Source organism: Salinivibrio sp. ML290 (assembly GCF_001995695.1).
GTDB lineage: Bacteria > Pseudomonadota > Gammaproteobacteria > Enterobacterales > Vibrionaceae > Salinivibrio > Salinivibrio siamensis.
In genome coordinates this window covers 1-14765 of the sequence record NZ_MUEY01000016.1, presented here as the reverse complement: position 1 = coordinate 14765, position 14765 = coordinate 1, and the positions used below count along the sequence as shown (strand labels likewise).

The following is a 14765-nucleotide window of genomic DNA, read 5'->3' as shown; positions in this document are numbered from 1 at the left end:
TTTATCGATCCATCGCCACCACGCGTAGCGACAAACAGTGGCGTGACGCTTATCACCTCACCGTTTAACTATATCGGTCTTGTTCCAGAATGTCATGGTGGATTAAAGACCTCATATCTACGTCGTTAATACCCTGCATACAAGGCATTACATCGCAGACACGTTATAAAAAAGCCGGGCATCACTGCCCGGCTTCCTACTTTTACTGTGCTTGACGACGTTCGCCGCGCGCAGGGCCACCACGACGCTCGTTGCCGCGGTCACGGTTGAAACGACGTTCGCCACGGCCACGTTCATTGCGGCCACGACCACCGCCATTGCGGTCACCACCGCGACGCTCGCGCATGATTTGACCTTCAACACGCTGTGCATTGGTCTCTTTTTGACGAATACGCAGTTTTTGCAATTGTGCAAACACGTCTTTCGGCATGGTTTTAGGCAGCTGTACAAACGTGTGTGCCGGTGCCAGTTTAATCGCGCCAATGTTTTGCTTGTTTAAGCCAAGCTCATTGGCAATTGCGCCGACGATATCTTTAACTTGTACACCTTGCTCACGACCCACGTCCAACTGATACGTATCCCAATCAGCCGGGTTAGTATCACGACGGTCAGTACCATTTTGACGATCGTCACGACGACGTTCACGGCGTTGTTTCTCACGCTCCATCGCTGCAATCATCGGGTCTGGGCCTTTGTAGAACAATGGACGCTTGCCTTGCTGGCGTTGCAGCAACATCGCCGCCAAAGTGGTTGCATCCACATCGATATCGTTTTGCAGTTGCTCAATCAGCTCAACGAAAGGTGCCATGGCATCGCCATCTTTCTTCTCAGCCAACTCGCCCGCTAGCTGAGCGACACGCGCTTCCGCCACTTTATCGCGGTTTGGAAGCTGAATTTCTTCCATTTTGGTCTGCGTGACACGCTCAACCGTGCGTAGCATGCGCATTTGGTTAGGACGCACCAGCAGAATCGCTTTACCGGCACGGCCTGCACGCCCCGTACGACCAATACGGTGAATATACGATTCGGCATCAAACGGAATGTCATAGTTAAACACGTGAGTGATACGCGGCACATCAAGGCCACGTGCCACGACGTCGGTCGCGACCAAAATATCAATCACACCACGCTTTAAGTGATCAACCGTGCGCTCACGCAGTGACTGTGGGATGTCCCCATGCAATGCCGCGGCTTTAAAACCACGCGCTGATAACCAGTCGGCAAGGCGCTCAGTATCTTGACGGGTACGCACAAACACGATTGAAGCGTCGGTATCTTGCGTTTCTAGCAGACGGCTCATGGCTTCGTCTTTTTCAACGCCTTTAACCACCCAGAACTGCTGCTCAACTTTTTCAACGGTGCGATTACTTCCCGCCACATCAACGCGAGCCGGTTCACGCAAGAAGCGGTCAACAATTTGTTTAACGATAGGAGGCATGGTTGCCGAGAACAAGATACGCTGTGCACTCTCAGGCGCTTGCTCCATGATCCAGGTAACATCGTCCACAAAGCCCATTTTGAGCATTTCATCCGCTTCGTCGAGGATAAAGGTATGCACTTCGTCAAGCTTCAAGCGATCGCGGTTGATCAAATCTTTCACACGCCCTGGTGTGCCCACCACGATGTGCGCGCCGCTTTTTAGCGCTTTCATTTGGTCAACAATCGACGCGCCACCATAGATCTCAAGCACTTTGAGGCCTTTGATGTTCTGTGCCAGCGTCTTCATTTCCGCCGCGACTTGGATAGCAAGCTCACGCGTCGGAGCCATAATGATAGCTTGTGGTTTACGCTGGCTTAGATCGACTTTGTTCAGTAGTGGCAGCGAAAATGCAGCGGTTTTACCTGTACCGGTTTGTGCTTTACCAAGTGCGTCACGGCCTTCAAGAAGGACAGGGATGGAAGCGGCTTGAATTGGTGTCGGTGTTTCAAAGCCCATTGAGTCAAGCGCAGACAAAAGGGTGTCGGCCAGATCTAACTGGCGAAATTTGGTTACAGATTCTTGCATTGGGATCCCAATCTATAGAGTGTAGCGAAACGGGGCCCCTCAAGCGTTCTGCTCAACCATGCAACACTGTCTTTCATGCAGTGACAGTCACCAGCGCCATGGGCCTCGGTCATTAAGGATGTGCATTCTGCGCTATTTACACCAAAAAAGCCAGAAAAAGTTGAACAAGTTCACAAAATTTGCGGCGTGTGGGCAGGTTTATAGCAATTTGTTCACAGAGGCATCGAAATCCGTAGGTATTCCCCGCACTTTCCATGCATTTAAGTCAGGTCACAGGATTTTAGTGCCACGGGTTGGTTTTGAAACAGTGAATCCGTATAGTGTGGCGATCCGTTTATCGAGACCCGAGTTATGTTTCAAGACAATCCCCTGCTAGCACAGCTAAAGCAACAGATCCAAGAAACCTTGCCCAAAAAAGAAGGCCAGGTAAAAGCCACCGAAAAAGGCTTCGGCTTCCTCGAAGTTGATGACAAAACCAGCCTTTTCATTCCGCCTCCTTATATGAAAAAAGTGCTTCACGGTGATCGAGTAGAAGCCTTTGTTCGCACCGAGAAAGACCGCGAAGTGGCTGAGCCGGATACGCTGGTAGAAGCCAGCTTAGATCGCTTTATTGGCCGTGTACAGTGGATCCGTAATCGCTTAAACGTCGTCCCCGATCACCCGCAAATGAAAGATGCTCTGCGCGCTAAAACGCAGCGTGGCTTGTCGCAAGACAACTTGAAAGAAGGTGACTGGGTCGTGGCGTCCCTCATCCGCCACCCACTGAAAGGCGATGACAACTTTATGTGCCAGGTCAGTGAAAAAATCACCGATGCGGACGATAAAATTGCCCCTTGGTGGGTCACGCTGGCCAAACACAACTTGCCCAACCAAGAGCCAGCACCAAAAGATGCGTGGCCATTGTTGGAGCAAGGGCTAGAGCGTCGCGACCTGACTGATTTACCGTTTGTGACCATCGACAGCGAATCCACCAAAGACATGGATGATGCCCTGTATGTAAAAGCTAACCCGCAAGGTGGCTTCACCATGACAGTGGCTATCGCCGATCCAACAGCATACATCGATGCCGATGAGGCGCTTGATCAAGTCGCTCGTGACCGTGGGTTCACTATTTACTTGCCTGGGCGCAACATCCCAATGCTGCCTCGTGATCTCAGTGATGACTTATGTTCACTGCGTGCAAACGAAAAGCGCCCAGCACTATGCTGCACCTTTAATATCGATGCTGATGGCACCATTGCCGACGATGCTGAGTTCTTCTCCGCTTGGATCCGATCACACGGTCAGCTTGCTTACGATAAAGTCTCTGATTACATCGAACTCGGTGAACAAACGCAGTGGCAGCCAGAGAGCAGCGACATTGCGGATCAAATCCATCAATTACATCAATTTGCGCTAGCCCGTATTCAGTGGCGTGAGACGCATGCCGTCACCTTCCCCGACCGTCCTGACTACCGCTTTGAACTCAGCGAAGATAACGATGTGATTGCTATCCACACCGATCAGCGTCGTATCGCTAACCGTATCGTGGAAGAGTCAATGATCAGCGCCAACATCTGCGCGGGTCGAAAGCTTCGTGACGCATTCGGGTTTGGTATCTTTAACACACACGCCGGCTTTAACAGTGAAAAACTCGACGACGTGGTCGAGCTAGTAAAAGCGCATGACGGCGAGGCGGACAGCGAAAGCCTAGCCACCGTCGAAGGCTTCAGTGCGCTCCGCCGCTGGCTAAACAGCCTAGATACCACCTATCTCGATAATCGCTTACGCCGTTTCCAAGCGTACAGCGAGATTGGCCATGAGCCAGCGCCACACTACGCGATGGGCCTAGATGTCTACGCCACGTGGACATCACCTATCCGTAAATACGGCGATATGATTAACCACCGTTTACTCAAAGCGATTATTCGCGGCGAAACAGAGGCCAATGCCCCTGCCGATACCGTGGGTGAAGAGCTTGCCGGCCACCGTAAACATCACCGTATGGCTGAGCGCGATGTCGCTGATTGGCTGTACGTCCGTTTGTTGAAGCCAGAAGTGGAAGCACAAACCCGTTACACAGCGGAAATCTTTGATATTAACCGCGCGGGTATGCGTGTTCGCCTACTCGAAAATGGTGCACCGGCGTTTATTCCATCGTCGCTGATCATCGATAACAAAAGCCGGATTGCCTGCGATAAAGAAACAGGCACAGTCACTATCGACGGTAACGTTGAGTTCAAGCTCGGTGATAGCCTAGAAGTGGTGATTGCCGATATTAAAGAGACAACGCGCTCGATTGTGGCCAAGCCGACCTAGGTATTTACCCTGCCTGAGGCGTCACAGAGCGAATAAACGTGTTCTCGCTCTAACCACGCACATCATGCGAAACGTCAGCAGAAAGCCAAGCCATCGCTTGGCTTTCTTTTTGCCCCCAGAATGATAATCTAATCATTAAATTAAAGAGACTCGCTAGACCATTGCTGTTATCACATTCTGAGCGTCAGGCCATCCCCTAACAAGCGATCCGTGGTAAGTTAATGGTGTTACCTCAACCCAATAAGAGGTTTCATGGGATTTTTGCGTTCATCCGTGGTCCGTATGGGGACGCCCATTGTTTTACTGCTGCTGCTTGCCGCGAGCTATCAACCCTTGATTGCTGCGCTAGCCCCCTATTACAACTTAATTTACGCAGCGCCGTATTTTCTGTTATTCACCGCACTACTTTTAAGCCACTTATTCAAAAGCGCCCGCGTCGGTATGATGGTCGTGATCTTATTGGTGGGATACACAGTGATCCTCACGCGGCTGCAATCGCCACTCAATCACGGCACAACCTACATGGAGTACTTGCTGCTCACCGTCGCCCTTCCGATTAACTTGCTGTATATGATCATCGTGCGCGATCAAAAACTCACCTCTCGGTTTGGTCTGTTCTTTTTCCTCGCGATTGGTATGGAAATTGGTTGGTGCGGCCTTTTGGTGCAGCAATTCGGTGAACTCTCCACCTATCTCCATCAGCATCCGGTATTAGTCAGAGTGACCGCCGTTAGTCCCATGCCGCTGCTGCTGATCGTGTTGCTCTCGATTTTGGTCTGTGTCAGCACCATTCGACTGTTGCGCAAAAATAGCATTGAAGATCATGCCGCCTTCGTCAGTGTATTATGCGGTGTCACGACCTTGGTGTTTTTTAATGTGCCTTTCATTTCTTCGTTGATATTTTCATTGGCCGGCGTGTTATTAATTGCCAACCAAGTCTCGCTAAGCCACCAACTGGCATTCATTGATGGGCTTACCGAAATTGCGGGGCGTCGCGCACTTGAAGACGAGCTCAAACACCTAGGCAGACAATACACGCTCGCCATGCTGGATGTGGATCACTTTAAGCAATTCAATGATAAATACGGTCACGAAACCGGCGATGATGTTCTTAAGCTCGTTGCCAAACATATGGCACATTGTGAAGGAGGCGCCAGTGCCTTTCGCTACGGCGGTGAAGAATTTACCCTGCTATTCAAAGGAAAAACCACCGAGCACTGCTTGCCGTTTCTCGACGCCCTACGTGAGGACATCGCCAACTACCCTTTGATACTGCGTGATGAATCTCGTCCTCATGATGACAAGCAAGGCCGACAAAAGCGTGGACGTGCAAGCGAACAAAAGCCCGTTAATATTACTGTCAGTATTGGCTTTGCCGATGCCTCACAAGCCGACACGCCCGATGAGGTATTGCAGTTAGCGGATAAAGCCTTGTACAAAGCCAAAGAAGCAGGGCGCAACTGCATTAAGGGCAGCGTATGAAACATGTTTTAGTGATACCTTTTTTAGCCTTGATGTTAGCAGGCTGTGTCACGCAGCGTGACGCGGCAACAACATCTGATATGCCTAGTTCGGACAGGACGATTAGCGATCAAGCGCTAGACCAAGCACTTACACAACTTTATCGTCAGTGGCAAGGCACCCCCTATCGGTGGGGAGGCACCACACGGCAAGGTATTGATTGTTCCGCTTACACCCAACACGTGTATCAATCGGCGCTCGCTACCCCACTACCGCGCACCACCCACGGCCAAGCAAAAACCGGCTATGCCATTGATTATCAATCCGCACGCCAAGGGGATCTGGTGTTTTTTCATATTCGCCCCGGCCTTCGTCATGTGGGCATCTTTCTGGGTGGACAGCGTTTTATGCATGCTTCCGCCTCAAAAGGCGTGACAGTGTCACGACTAGATAACCCTTATTGGCAAGCGCGCTTCTGGCAATTTCGTCGTTATTTCTAAGGCGAGGCTTTTACCGAGTCAGCCAGTTCGCAACAGGGTTGATACCGCGGACACGTGACGACATGATCATTGACCATGCCGAGCGCTTGCATCAGCGAATAACAAATCGTCTCACCCACAAATTTAAAGCCGCGCTTTTTCAAAAAACGGCTCATGGCGCGGGACTCGTCCGTCGCGGTAGCGACATCGGCATCCGATTGGTGATGGTTTACAATGGGCACGCCGCCGGTAAACTGCCAAAGGGCTTTAGCCAATGAACCGTACTCCTCCACCAGCGTCACCGCCGCCTTGGCATTGGTAAATACAGAGGCTACCTTCAAACGATTACGGACAATTTCATGGTTGGCCATGATCTCAGCGATATTCGGTTCGGCCACGTTCGCGAGTTGGTAAAAGTCGAAATCGAAGAAAGCCGCGCGATAAGCCGCACGCTTTTGTAAGATGAGGCGCCAACTCAACCCAGCTTGAGCGCCCTCTAAACAAATGAATTCAAAAATCAGCTGATCATCAAATGTCGGCACACCCCACTCGCTATCGTGGTATGCCCGCTCAGCTTCACTGTGTTGTGCCCATTGGCAAATGTCCATCTTCTCCCTCACCCTTGTCATACAATCGTTGCGCAGCCGTTTTGTTGCTTGTGGCACGAAATCAGCGGCTTAACCTTGCAAAAGCTATCGTTTCGCTGAATATCACGCTATCTTTGATCGCGATAAGTTCATGATACGTAATAAAACCGTTACTCCCTGTTGTTGATGACATCCATAAACAGAAAGGAAAACGCGTGACAAAAAAGCATCTCTTGATCACTGGCGCCGGGCAGCGTATCGGCTACGCACTTGCCTGTCACTTTCTTCACCAAGGTCATCAGGTGACCCTATCTTATCGCACCGAACGGCCTCAAGTGGCTGACTTACGTGCACGCGGCGCACACTGTCTCCAAGCCGACTTTTCCTCTGATGAGGGCGTGTACGCATTTATCGAGTCGCTCGATGCGATGCATCCGACCTTCGATACCGTAATACACAACGCATCGTCGTGGGACAGTGAAACGCAAAGCCAAGATATTGCCACGTTATTCGATAATATGATGCAAATTCACGCCAAAACGCCTTACCTCATTAACATGGCCGCGTCACGCTGGATGCAGCAGGGCGATATTATTCACCTTACCGACTATGTCGCGCAAAAGGGCAGCGCTAAGCATACCGCCTACGCAACCAGCAAAGCGGCGCTAGAAAACCTGACGCTCTCCTTCGCGCAAAAGCTTGCGCCGCATATTAAGGTGAACAGCATTTCACCTGCGCTAATCATGTTCAACGAAGGCGATGATGACGCCTATCGTGATAAAGCTCGCCGTAAATCGATTTTAGGCACTGTACCGGGTGAACAAGAGGTAGTGAATGCCTGCGAATTTATTCTCGCCAGTCAACATATGACCGGCCAATCTATCAAGCTGGATGGCGGACGCCATCTCATTTAATTTCGTGACCAGGGAAAGATTATGAACGACGCTGTCATTAAAGTAACCAACCTGCGCCTGCGTACTTACATTGGTTTTAATCCCGACGAGCAAGAGAAAAAACAAGATGTAGTGATCAATGTTGAGATCCACTATCCCGGCCACAAAGCCTGTGAAGAAGACAACGTAGATGATGCACTCAACTATAAAGTGATCACGAAAGCGATTATCGATTACGTCGAAAATGGCCGTTTTTTATTGCTGGAGAAGCTTGTGGCAGGCGTGCTAGACATTGCACGTGACCATCACTGGGTGCGCTATGCGCAAGTCACCATTGATAAGCCTCACGCACTTCGCTTCGCTGATTCCGTCTCTCTGAGCTTGAGCTGGACCGCCGACGAGTCCTAACCCAGTCAAGAGTTCGTTAGAATTATTCGAACATCTTGTTCAAGGGGAAACGGTTCTGAATTACCATTCACCCTATATACTGTGTTGGCATAGTGAATAGGAGCAGCAACGATGACAACGAAAACGGGCTACGATCTGATAATGCGTACGCTACACTGGCTATCAACCATTGTGATCATTGGTCTTTTCGCTGTTGGGCTTTGGATGGTCGATCTCAGTTATTACAGCAGCTGGTATCAGACGGCGCCGCATTGGCACAAATCCATTGGGTTATTGCTCGCCCTTGCCACCTTGTTTAGGCTCGTGTGGAAAGCGACACACACCATGCCTGCTGTCGAGGGCAAAGCGTGGGAGCGTAAAGCGGCAACGGCTGGGCATCATACAATCTATCTGTTGCTAATCACTTTGTTTGTCTCCGGTTATCTGATCTCAACATCAGATGGGCGAGGGATAGATGTCTTCACTTGGTTTACCGTGCCAAGCGCCGGTGAGCTTTTCCCCAACCAGTCAGATATTGCTGGGGATGTACACTACTACGTTGCCATTACCTTGATTGTATTGGCCGCTGGCCATGCAGTTATGGCACTTAAACACCACTTTATTGATAAAGACAATACGTTACGGAAGATGATCGGAGGAAACTCGAAATGAAAAAACTCATGTTAGCCATGGGAATGAGCGCCGCGACACTCTTATCTGGGCCTGCACTCGCAGACACTTATATGATTGACACCAAGGGCGCACACGCCTCGGTCAACTTCAAAGTGCCACACCTAGGTTACAGCTTTATCAAAGGTCGCTTTAATCAGTTCGATGGCCAGTTTGAATTCGACCCAGACAACATTGGTGCATCCAGTGTCTCTGTGACTATTGATACAACCAGTGTCGATTCTAACCACGCCGAGCGTGATAAGCACATTCGTAGCGGTGATTTCCTGGATGTGGGCGAATATGGCCAAGCATCCTTTGAAAGCACCAAGGTAACCGACAACGGTGACGGCTCGATGACCATCGCAGGCGATCTGACCTTGCATGGCCAAACCAAGCCGATTGAAATCGACGCAGAGTTGGTTGGTCACGGTGAGGATCCTTGGGGCAACTACCGCGCAGGCTTTATGGGTAACACCCGCCTGGAGCTAGAAGACTTCGGTATTCCTACCATGGGCCCTGCCACCTATGTTGATATGGAGCTTCACGTCGAAGGTATCCGTCAGTAATCGGCCTTCAGTCGATATCATGATTAAGCCTCGGATCGTCCGAGGCTTTTTTTGTCGCAAACTGAAACCCAATCGTCATAGTTGTTGTCTAGGATGGACGGCATGAAAAACAATCAGCAAGTAGCTATGACGGCACCTATCAACATCGCATTTTTTGTTCTCGACGAAACCCTGATCGCCACCGATACCAAACAAGCGTGGCTGGATTATTTATACCAACAAGGGCACGCGTCGAGTGATCGAGTCGCTCAAGAGCAGCAAGCCTATATCGACTTTAAAAAGGGTCGAATTAACCTTGAACAATATATGCACGTTCAGCTTACCCCACTCAAAGGCCGCTCAACCCAAACGGTCGATGATTGGGCCACTGACTTTATCGATAGGCTCGTCGCCCCAGTGGTGGTTCCGCAAGCGTTAGAACGCATTGAATGGCATCGCAACCGTGGCGACCACTGCGTGCTGGTTTCTAATACCGCCGCACACTTAGCAAGACCGATTGGCGCATTACTCAAACTCGACACTGTGATCGCAATTGAGCTCGAAACCATTAATGGTGTTTATACGGGCAGTATTTCTCATTGTGTACGTGATTTTCGTGGTAAGCATGACTATATGCAGGCATGGCTCTCTGACCGCCACGACACCGTAGGTCACACCTACGGCTACAGTGATTCGCACTGGGATGTGCCGCTTCTCGAACAAGTTGATAATGCGTTTGCAGTGAACCCCGATCCACACCTAAGTCTGCACGCACAAAAGAAAGATTGGACCATCATGGAGTGGGCGAGACACGATACCATTCGCGATTAATCTGTCATGCACCTTACGTGCAAATACACAAATGCAATCTCTCACGGGCGCTATCGGCGTCCTTTTTAACAATACTTACTTGAGAATGATTATCATAACCGTTATCTTTAACTTATGATCGGCTGGCGGCACCGCGCCGTAGTCACACGCATCGTTAAAGAGATAAAGGCTTATGAAGAAGAACATCATCATTATCGTCGCGCTCTTGCTCTCTCCACTGGCGCACGCGGACAAGTTAAAAGTGGTGACCAGCTTTACCATTCTCGCTGATATGGCCGCTAACGTAGCGGGTGAGCATGCCGAGGTGGTGTCACTTACTAAACCCGGTGCTGAGATCCACAACTACCAACCCACCCCGGGGGATATTCTGCGTGCGCAAGGTGCGGATGTGGTGATGTGGAACGGATTAGGCCTAGAGCGTTGGTTCGAACGTTTTTTCCAGCACATCGATAAGGTGCCGAATGTGATCTTATCTGAGGGCGTGGAGCCGATTGTGATTGCCTCGGGCCCGTATCGCGGCAAACCCAATCCGCACGCGTGGATGTCGCCCTCGGATGCAATGCGATACGTTGATAACATCGAGCAAGCCCTGATTAAGTACGATCCTGCCAATCAAACGCACTATCAAGCCAATGCCAAAGCCTACAAGGCACAAATTCAAGCCGTGTTCGCGCGTGCGCAAGACGCGCTATCCGCTGTCCCCGAATCCCAGCGTTGGCTAGTAAGCAGCGAAGGCGCTTTCTCTTATCTGGCGCGTGATTTAAACCTCAACGAAGCCTATTTATGGCCGATAAACGCTGAGCGTCAGGGCACACCGCAACAAGTTCGCGCGCTGATTGATACCGTACGAAAACACCAAGTGCGTGCTGTCTTCTCCGAAAGTACCGTGTCTGATGCGCCCGCCAAACAGGTCGCCGCGGAAACCGACGCGCACTATGGCGGCATTTTATATGTCGATTCGCTCAGTCAAGCTGACGGACCCGTGCCTGACTATCTATCCTTACTGACAGTTACCACAGAAACCGTCTTAGCGGGGTTGCGCCATGACGCACTATGATTTAACCGACGACACGCCCAGTGTGTTAGATGTCAACAAGGTGCGTGTCGTCTATCGAAACGGCCTGTGTGCCCTTGAGCACGCCAGTTTCTCGCTGCCAGCGCAAACCATCACTGCCTTGGTGGGTGCCAATGGCAGCGGCAAATCCACCTTGTTTAAAGCGATCATGGGGTTTGTGAATCCCGGCAGTGGCAGCATTGCGGTCAACGGTACCCCCATTAAGCAAGCGCAAAAAGCAGGCTTGGTCGCTTATGTCCCTCAATCCGAAGAGATCGACTGGTCGTTCCCGGTGTTAGTGGAAGATGTAGTAATGATGGGCCGCTACGGCAAGATGTCATTTATGCGTCGCCCCAAAGCGGCGGATCATCAAGCGGTGGATGAGGCCTTGGCCCGCGTGGGTATGACAGCCTTTCGCCAGCGCCAAATTGGCGAACTGTCCGGCGGACAGAAAAAACGCGTTTTTCTCGCCCGCGCCTTGGCTCAGCACAGCCCGCTGATTTTACTGGATGAGCCCTTTACTGGCGTAGATGTCACCAGTGAAGAGTCAATTATGCGTTTGCTGCTTGAGCTCAAAGACGAAGGCAAAACCATTTTAATCGCCACCCATAACCTCGGTACCGTACCCGACTTTTGCGATCGCACCGTGTTGGTCAATCGCGCGGTGGTGGCAGGCGGACGCACCGAACATGTGTTTACTACCGAGAACCTCAGTGCCATTTTTGGCGGCAAACTGCGCCAGTATGTGATGCCCAGCGATCAGCTCCACCAAGACGCCGATCCGCGCGAGCTATCGGTGATTTCCGACGACGAGCGGCCCTTGGTGGTGTATGGCAAGCGCGAACAAAGCGCGCAGGAGCGGCGCGAATGAGCTTACTTGATCCCCTCGCCTATCAATACATGCAAAAAGCATTGCTGGTCACCACCTTGATTGGCGGCGTGTGCGGCTTGCTCTCCGCCTTTTTGATGCTCAAAGGCTGGTCGCTGATGGGCGATGCCCTCTCCCATGCGATTGTACCGGGCGTTGCCGGCGCTTATATGCTAGGCCTGCCCTTTTCGCTCGGTGCCTTTGTTGCCGGCGGCATGGCCGCGAGCGTGATGCTGTTTTTGCATCAACGCAGTCACATCAAACAAGATGCGATCATCGGTTTGATTTTTTCGAGCTTTTTCGCCTTCGGCCTCTTTTTAGTCTCCATTTCGCCCGTCGCGGTCGATATACAACAAATTATGCTGGGTAATTTGCTCGCCATTGCCCCACTCGATGCGGTGCAAATGCTGATCATTGCCTTGGTGAGCCTCACCGTACTGGCGGTGAAATGGCGTGATTTTATGCTGACCTTTTTCGATGAAAGCCACGCCCGCTGCATTGGTTTACCTGTAGTGGGACTCAAAGTGCTGTTTTTTGCGCTTCTCAGCGCCTGCACCATGGCGGCACTTAAAAGTGTCGGTGCCTTTTTGGTGATTTGCTTGGTGATCGCCCCCGGCGCCACCGCCTATTTATTGAGTGATCGCTTTGGGCCCGTGTTGGTGCTAAGCGGTGTCATCGGCACAGTCACCTCACTGTTTGGGGTGTACATCAGCTATTTCGCCAACCTTAACGCTGGCGCACTGATTGTGTTGGCCCAAGTGGGACTCTTCTTAGCCGCCTTTGTGTTTGGCCCTAAACACGGTTTACTCGCGCGGCGCGCCAAACGTCAGGAGGCACTGCAATGAATCCGTATCAACTGACTTTTATGCAAGATGCACTGCTGATGGCTGTCTTAGTGGCACTACCCTGCGCGCTGCTTTCTTGCTATTTAGTATTAAAAGGCTGGTCGTTAATTGGCGATGCGGTAGCTCACGCGGTGCTGCCGGGGTTGGTGTTGGCAAACTTATTTGGCCTGCCGCTGATTGTCGGCGCCTTTGCCGCCGGCTCCGCATGCGCCACCAGTGTGCATTGGCTCAAACAAAATAGCCGTGTCAAAGAAGACACCTTGCTGGGGATTGTGTTTTCCGGCTTTTTCGCTCTGGGGCTGATTTTGCAAGGCCAGTTCCCGTCTGATTTGCACCTTGACCATATTCTATTTGGCAACCTATTGGGGATTAACCACCAACAGCTGCTCACCGCCGCCATCACCGGCTTAGTCGTGCTTGCGCTGGTGCTGCTTAAAGGGCGAGATTTAATGCTACTATCGTTCGACCCCGCGCAAGCCAGCGTGCTCGGGCTCCCAGTACAAAAGCTTCACTGGCTCCTGCTCTCGGTGATGATTGCCACCATTGTTGCGGGGTTACATGCAGTAGGGATTATCTTAGTAGTGGCGATGTTGATTGCACCGGGCGTCACCGCCTTTATGCTCAGCAAACAATTTAGCCGCATGCTATGGATTGCCTGTGCCATCGCTTTAGTCACCGCCGTGGGCGGCGTCACCCTGTCGTTTTACCTCGACAGCGCGCCAGGCCCGACCATTGTATTGCTACTCACCGGCTGTTTTGTGGTGACCTTTGCATGGCAGCAATATCAAATCCACCGCAACCAACAACGCCCACAGCCGACGTGCCAAGCCACAAAAGCAACGCGCCCATCCACCACCCATTCGGCGCAATCGCACTGATCGGCACCGACGGGCACAGCAGCACCCCATCCTCAGCAGTGCGCGAGATAGAGCTCGCGCACATTGCTCGTCGCATAGGTTTTATCGCCCATGGCCGTCACCTTGCCTTCACGCACGCCAAATACCATAATTAGGTATATATTGGTATCAACGAGTTCTAACCATGGCAAAGAATACAAGTATTACCCTAGGTGAACACTTCGATGGCTTTATCGCTAGCCAAATCGAAACAGGGCGTTACAGCTCGACAAGTGAAGTCGTTCGCGCCGCACTGCGTTTACTCGAAAACCAAGAGACTAAACTGCATACACTACGTCAACTTCTCGTAGAGGGCGAACAGAGTGGCGATGCTGAGTACGACATCGATAGCTTTATCCACGAAATCGATGCCGAAGACACACAATGAAGCCATTTGCGCTGACTATCGCCGCCAAAACGGACATACTAAAGTCGTTCTAATCGCGCACTTCACCCCACCAACCCAATTCGCTCCTTGTGTTCTAACCAACTTCTTGCACCCACCTCACAAAACATGGTTTATCTAACACTTTGGACAATACCGCACGAAAACCAAAACAGCCCTTGATAGACTAATCCCAAATCTGCCAACTCAATGGCGTGTTAGATGCCGACAACTGATCGGCGGTAGCATGGCTAAACACTGGATGATTAAAAGTATCCATGAGTCATATAGTTACAGTTAAATGCTTGGGGATAGTGTGAACGCCCGAGCAGAGATAGGCGGCGTGTACATTTTCGCGGAAAAGAGATATGTATGAGAGGCGGTAAATACTATCTATATCAGCTTCTTATATAGATAAGATTGCGTATAACAGTTTTGGAAAATCGAGCATGCGCGCTAATACAATGTTAGTTTCTTATTATACAATTAAGTTTCGGAAATAAAAGATAGTATATGTTAGATAAAATGGAAATAAAAGATAGTATATGTTAGATAAAAT

The 14765-nt window shown here is 50.9% G+C and carries 15 protein-coding genes; 13 read left to right on the top strand and 2 right to left on the bottom strand.

The features are described from left to right. Nucleotides 1-202 precede the first annotated feature (202 nt). The gene (locus BZG23_RS13380) at nucleotides 203-2005 is read right to left on the bottom strand and encodes a DEAD/DEAH box helicase (RefSeq protein ID WP_046075924.1); all 1803 of its coding nucleotides are present in this window, start codon (nucleotides 2003-2005) and stop codon (nucleotides 203-205) included. 351 nt (nucleotides 2006-2356) lie between these two features. Here BZG23_RS13380 and BZG23_RS13375 point away from each other — a divergent pair, with 351 nt between their 5' ends. The 3 genes from BZG23_RS13375 (at nucleotide 2357) to BZG23_RS13365 (ending at nucleotide 6264) form a co-directional block, all read left to right on the top strand. Continuing rightward, nucleotides 2357-4303: an exoribonuclease II gene (locus BZG23_RS13375; protein ID WP_077607228.1), complete on the top strand. Its 1947-nt coding sequence runs from the start codon at nucleotides 2357-2359 to the stop codon at nucleotides 4301-4303. A 252-nt stretch (nucleotides 4304-4555) separates the two neighbouring features. Further along, nucleotides 4556-5785 carry a GGDEF domain-containing protein gene (locus tag BZG23_RS13370; RefSeq protein WP_077607227.1) on the top strand — a complete coding sequence of 410 codons (1230 nt, stop codon included), beginning with the start codon at nucleotides 4556-4558 and terminating at the stop codon, nucleotides 5783-5785. Beyond that, on the top strand, nucleotides 5782-6264 hold the full coding sequence (locus BZG23_RS13365; protein ID WP_077579311.1) for a C40 family peptidase: 483 nt from the start codon (nucleotides 5782-5784) through the stop codon (nucleotides 6262-6264). Before BZG23_RS13370 ends, BZG23_RS13365 begins: the two co-directional genes overlap by 4 nt. Here BZG23_RS13365 and BZG23_RS13360 read toward each other — a convergent pair. Further along, a complete protein-coding gene (locus BZG23_RS13360) occupies nucleotides 6261-6851 on the bottom strand; it encodes a DNA-3-methyladenine glycosylase I (RefSeq protein WP_077579310.1) in 591 nt (196 codons plus the stop codon). The two genes, BZG23_RS13365 and BZG23_RS13360, sit on opposite strands and share 4 nt — an antisense overlap. A gap of 194 nt (nucleotides 6852-7045) precedes the next feature. Here BZG23_RS13360 and folM point away from each other — a divergent pair, with 194 nt between their 5' ends. The 10 genes from folM (at nucleotide 7046) to BZG23_RS13310 (ending at nucleotide 14209) form a co-directional block, all read left to right on the top strand. Next, nucleotides 7046-7744, top strand: a complete 699-nt coding sequence (gene folM, locus BZG23_RS13355; RefSeq protein WP_046075929.1) for a dihydromonapterin reductase — start codon at nucleotides 7046-7048, stop codon at nucleotides 7742-7744. Nucleotides 7745-7765: 21 nt separating this feature from the next. Beyond that, on the top strand, nucleotides 7766-8131 hold the full coding sequence (folX, locus tag BZG23_RS13350) for a dihydroneopterin triphosphate 2'-epimerase (protein WP_046075930.1): 366 nt from the start codon (nucleotides 7766-7768) through the stop codon (nucleotides 8129-8131). Between the two features lie 111 nt (nucleotides 8132-8242). Then, on the top strand, nucleotides 8243-8782 hold the full coding sequence (locus BZG23_RS13345) for a cytochrome b (protein WP_046075931.1): 540 nt from the start codon (nucleotides 8243-8245) through the stop codon (nucleotides 8780-8782). Beyond that, on the top strand, nucleotides 8779-9348 hold the full coding sequence (locus BZG23_RS13340) for a YceI family protein (protein ID WP_046075932.1): 570 nt from the start codon (nucleotides 8779-8781) through the stop codon (nucleotides 9346-9348). The genes BZG23_RS13345 and BZG23_RS13340 overlap by 4 nt, the downstream gene beginning before the upstream one ends. A gap of 102 nt (nucleotides 9349-9450) precedes the next feature. Further along, nucleotides 9451-10158 (top strand): HAD family hydrolase, encoded by a 708-nt coding sequence (locus BZG23_RS13335; protein WP_158011387.1) that lies wholly within the window; start codon nucleotides 9451-9453, stop codon nucleotides 10156-10158. A 172-nt stretch (nucleotides 10159-10330) separates the two neighbouring features. Next, nucleotides 10331-11215 carry a metal ABC transporter substrate-binding protein gene (locus tag BZG23_RS13330; protein ID WP_077607225.1) on the top strand — a complete coding sequence of 295 codons (885 nt, stop codon included), beginning with the start codon at nucleotides 10331-10333 and terminating at the stop codon, nucleotides 11213-11215. Then, nucleotides 11202-12083, top strand: a complete 882-nt coding sequence (locus tag BZG23_RS13325) for an ATP-binding cassette domain-containing protein (RefSeq protein ID WP_077607224.1) — start codon at nucleotides 11202-11204, stop codon at nucleotides 12081-12083. The genes BZG23_RS13330 and BZG23_RS13325 overlap by 14 nt, the downstream gene beginning before the upstream one ends. Continuing rightward, nucleotides 12080-12925 (top strand): metal ABC transporter permease, encoded by an 846-nt coding sequence (locus tag BZG23_RS13320; RefSeq protein WP_077607223.1) that lies wholly within the window; start codon nucleotides 12080-12082, stop codon nucleotides 12923-12925. Before BZG23_RS13325 ends, BZG23_RS13320 begins: the two co-directional genes overlap by 4 nt. Further along, entirely contained in the window at nucleotides 12922-13803 is an 882-nt protein-coding gene (locus BZG23_RS13315) for a metal ABC transporter permease (RefSeq protein ID WP_077607222.1), read from the top strand. The genes BZG23_RS13320 and BZG23_RS13315 overlap by 4 nt, the downstream gene beginning before the upstream one ends. A gap of 163 nt (nucleotides 13804-13966) precedes the next feature. Further along, nucleotides 13967-14209 (top strand): type II toxin-antitoxin system ParD family antitoxin, encoded by a 243-nt coding sequence (locus BZG23_RS13310; RefSeq protein ID WP_046075937.1) that lies wholly within the window; start codon nucleotides 13967-13969, stop codon nucleotides 14207-14209. Nucleotides 14210-14765 lie beyond the last annotated feature (556 nt).

What these genes read in the sequence shown, in the direction of transcription:
- BZG23_RS13380 (WP_046075924.1), bottom strand. Translation starts at nt 2,005, where the DNA reads ATGCAAGAATCTGTAACCAAATTTCGCCAGTTAGATCTGGCCGACACC.
- BZG23_RS13375 (WP_077607228.1), top strand. Translation starts at nt 2,357, where the DNA reads ATGTTTCAAGACAATCCCCTGCTAGCACAGCTAAAGCAACAGATCCAA.
- BZG23_RS13370 (WP_077607227.1), top strand. Translation starts at nt 4,556, where the DNA reads ATGGGATTTTTGCGTTCATCCGTGGTCCGTATGGGGACGCCCATTGTT.
- BZG23_RS13365 (WP_077579311.1), top strand. Translation starts at nt 5,782, where the DNA reads ATGAAACATGTTTTAGTGATACCTTTTTTAGCCTTGATGTTAGCAGGC.
- BZG23_RS13360 (WP_077579310.1), bottom strand. Translation starts at nt 6,851, where the DNA reads ATGGACATTTGCCAATGGGCACAACACAGTGAAGCTGAGCGGGCATAC.
- folX (WP_046075930.1), top strand. Translation starts at nt 7,766, where the DNA reads ATGAACGACGCTGTCATTAAAGTAACCAACCTGCGCCTGCGTACTTAC.
- BZG23_RS13345 (WP_046075931.1), top strand. Translation starts at nt 8,243, where the DNA reads ATGACAACGAAAACGGGCTACGATCTGATAATGCGTACGCTACACTGG.
- BZG23_RS13340 (WP_046075932.1), top strand. Translation starts at nt 8,779, where the DNA reads ATGAAAAAACTCATGTTAGCCATGGGAATGAGCGCCGCGACACTCTTA.
- BZG23_RS13335 (WP_158011387.1), top strand. Translation starts at nt 9,451, where the DNA reads ATGAAAAACAATCAGCAAGTAGCTATGACGGCACCTATCAACATCGCA.
- BZG23_RS13330 (WP_077607225.1), top strand. Translation starts at nt 10,331, where the DNA reads ATGAAGAAGAACATCATCATTATCGTCGCGCTCTTGCTCTCTCCACTG.
- BZG23_RS13325 (WP_077607224.1), top strand. Translation starts at nt 11,202, where the DNA reads ATGACGCACTATGATTTAACCGACGACACGCCCAGTGTGTTAGATGTC.
- BZG23_RS13320 (WP_077607223.1), top strand. Translation starts at nt 12,080, where the DNA reads ATGAGCTTACTTGATCCCCTCGCCTATCAATACATGCAAAAAGCATTG.
- BZG23_RS13315 (WP_077607222.1), top strand. Translation starts at nt 12,922, where the DNA reads ATGAATCCGTATCAACTGACTTTTATGCAAGATGCACTGCTGATGGCT.
- BZG23_RS13310 (WP_046075937.1), top strand. Translation starts at nt 13,967, where the DNA reads ATGGCAAAGAATACAAGTATTACCCTAGGTGAACACTTCGATGGCTTT.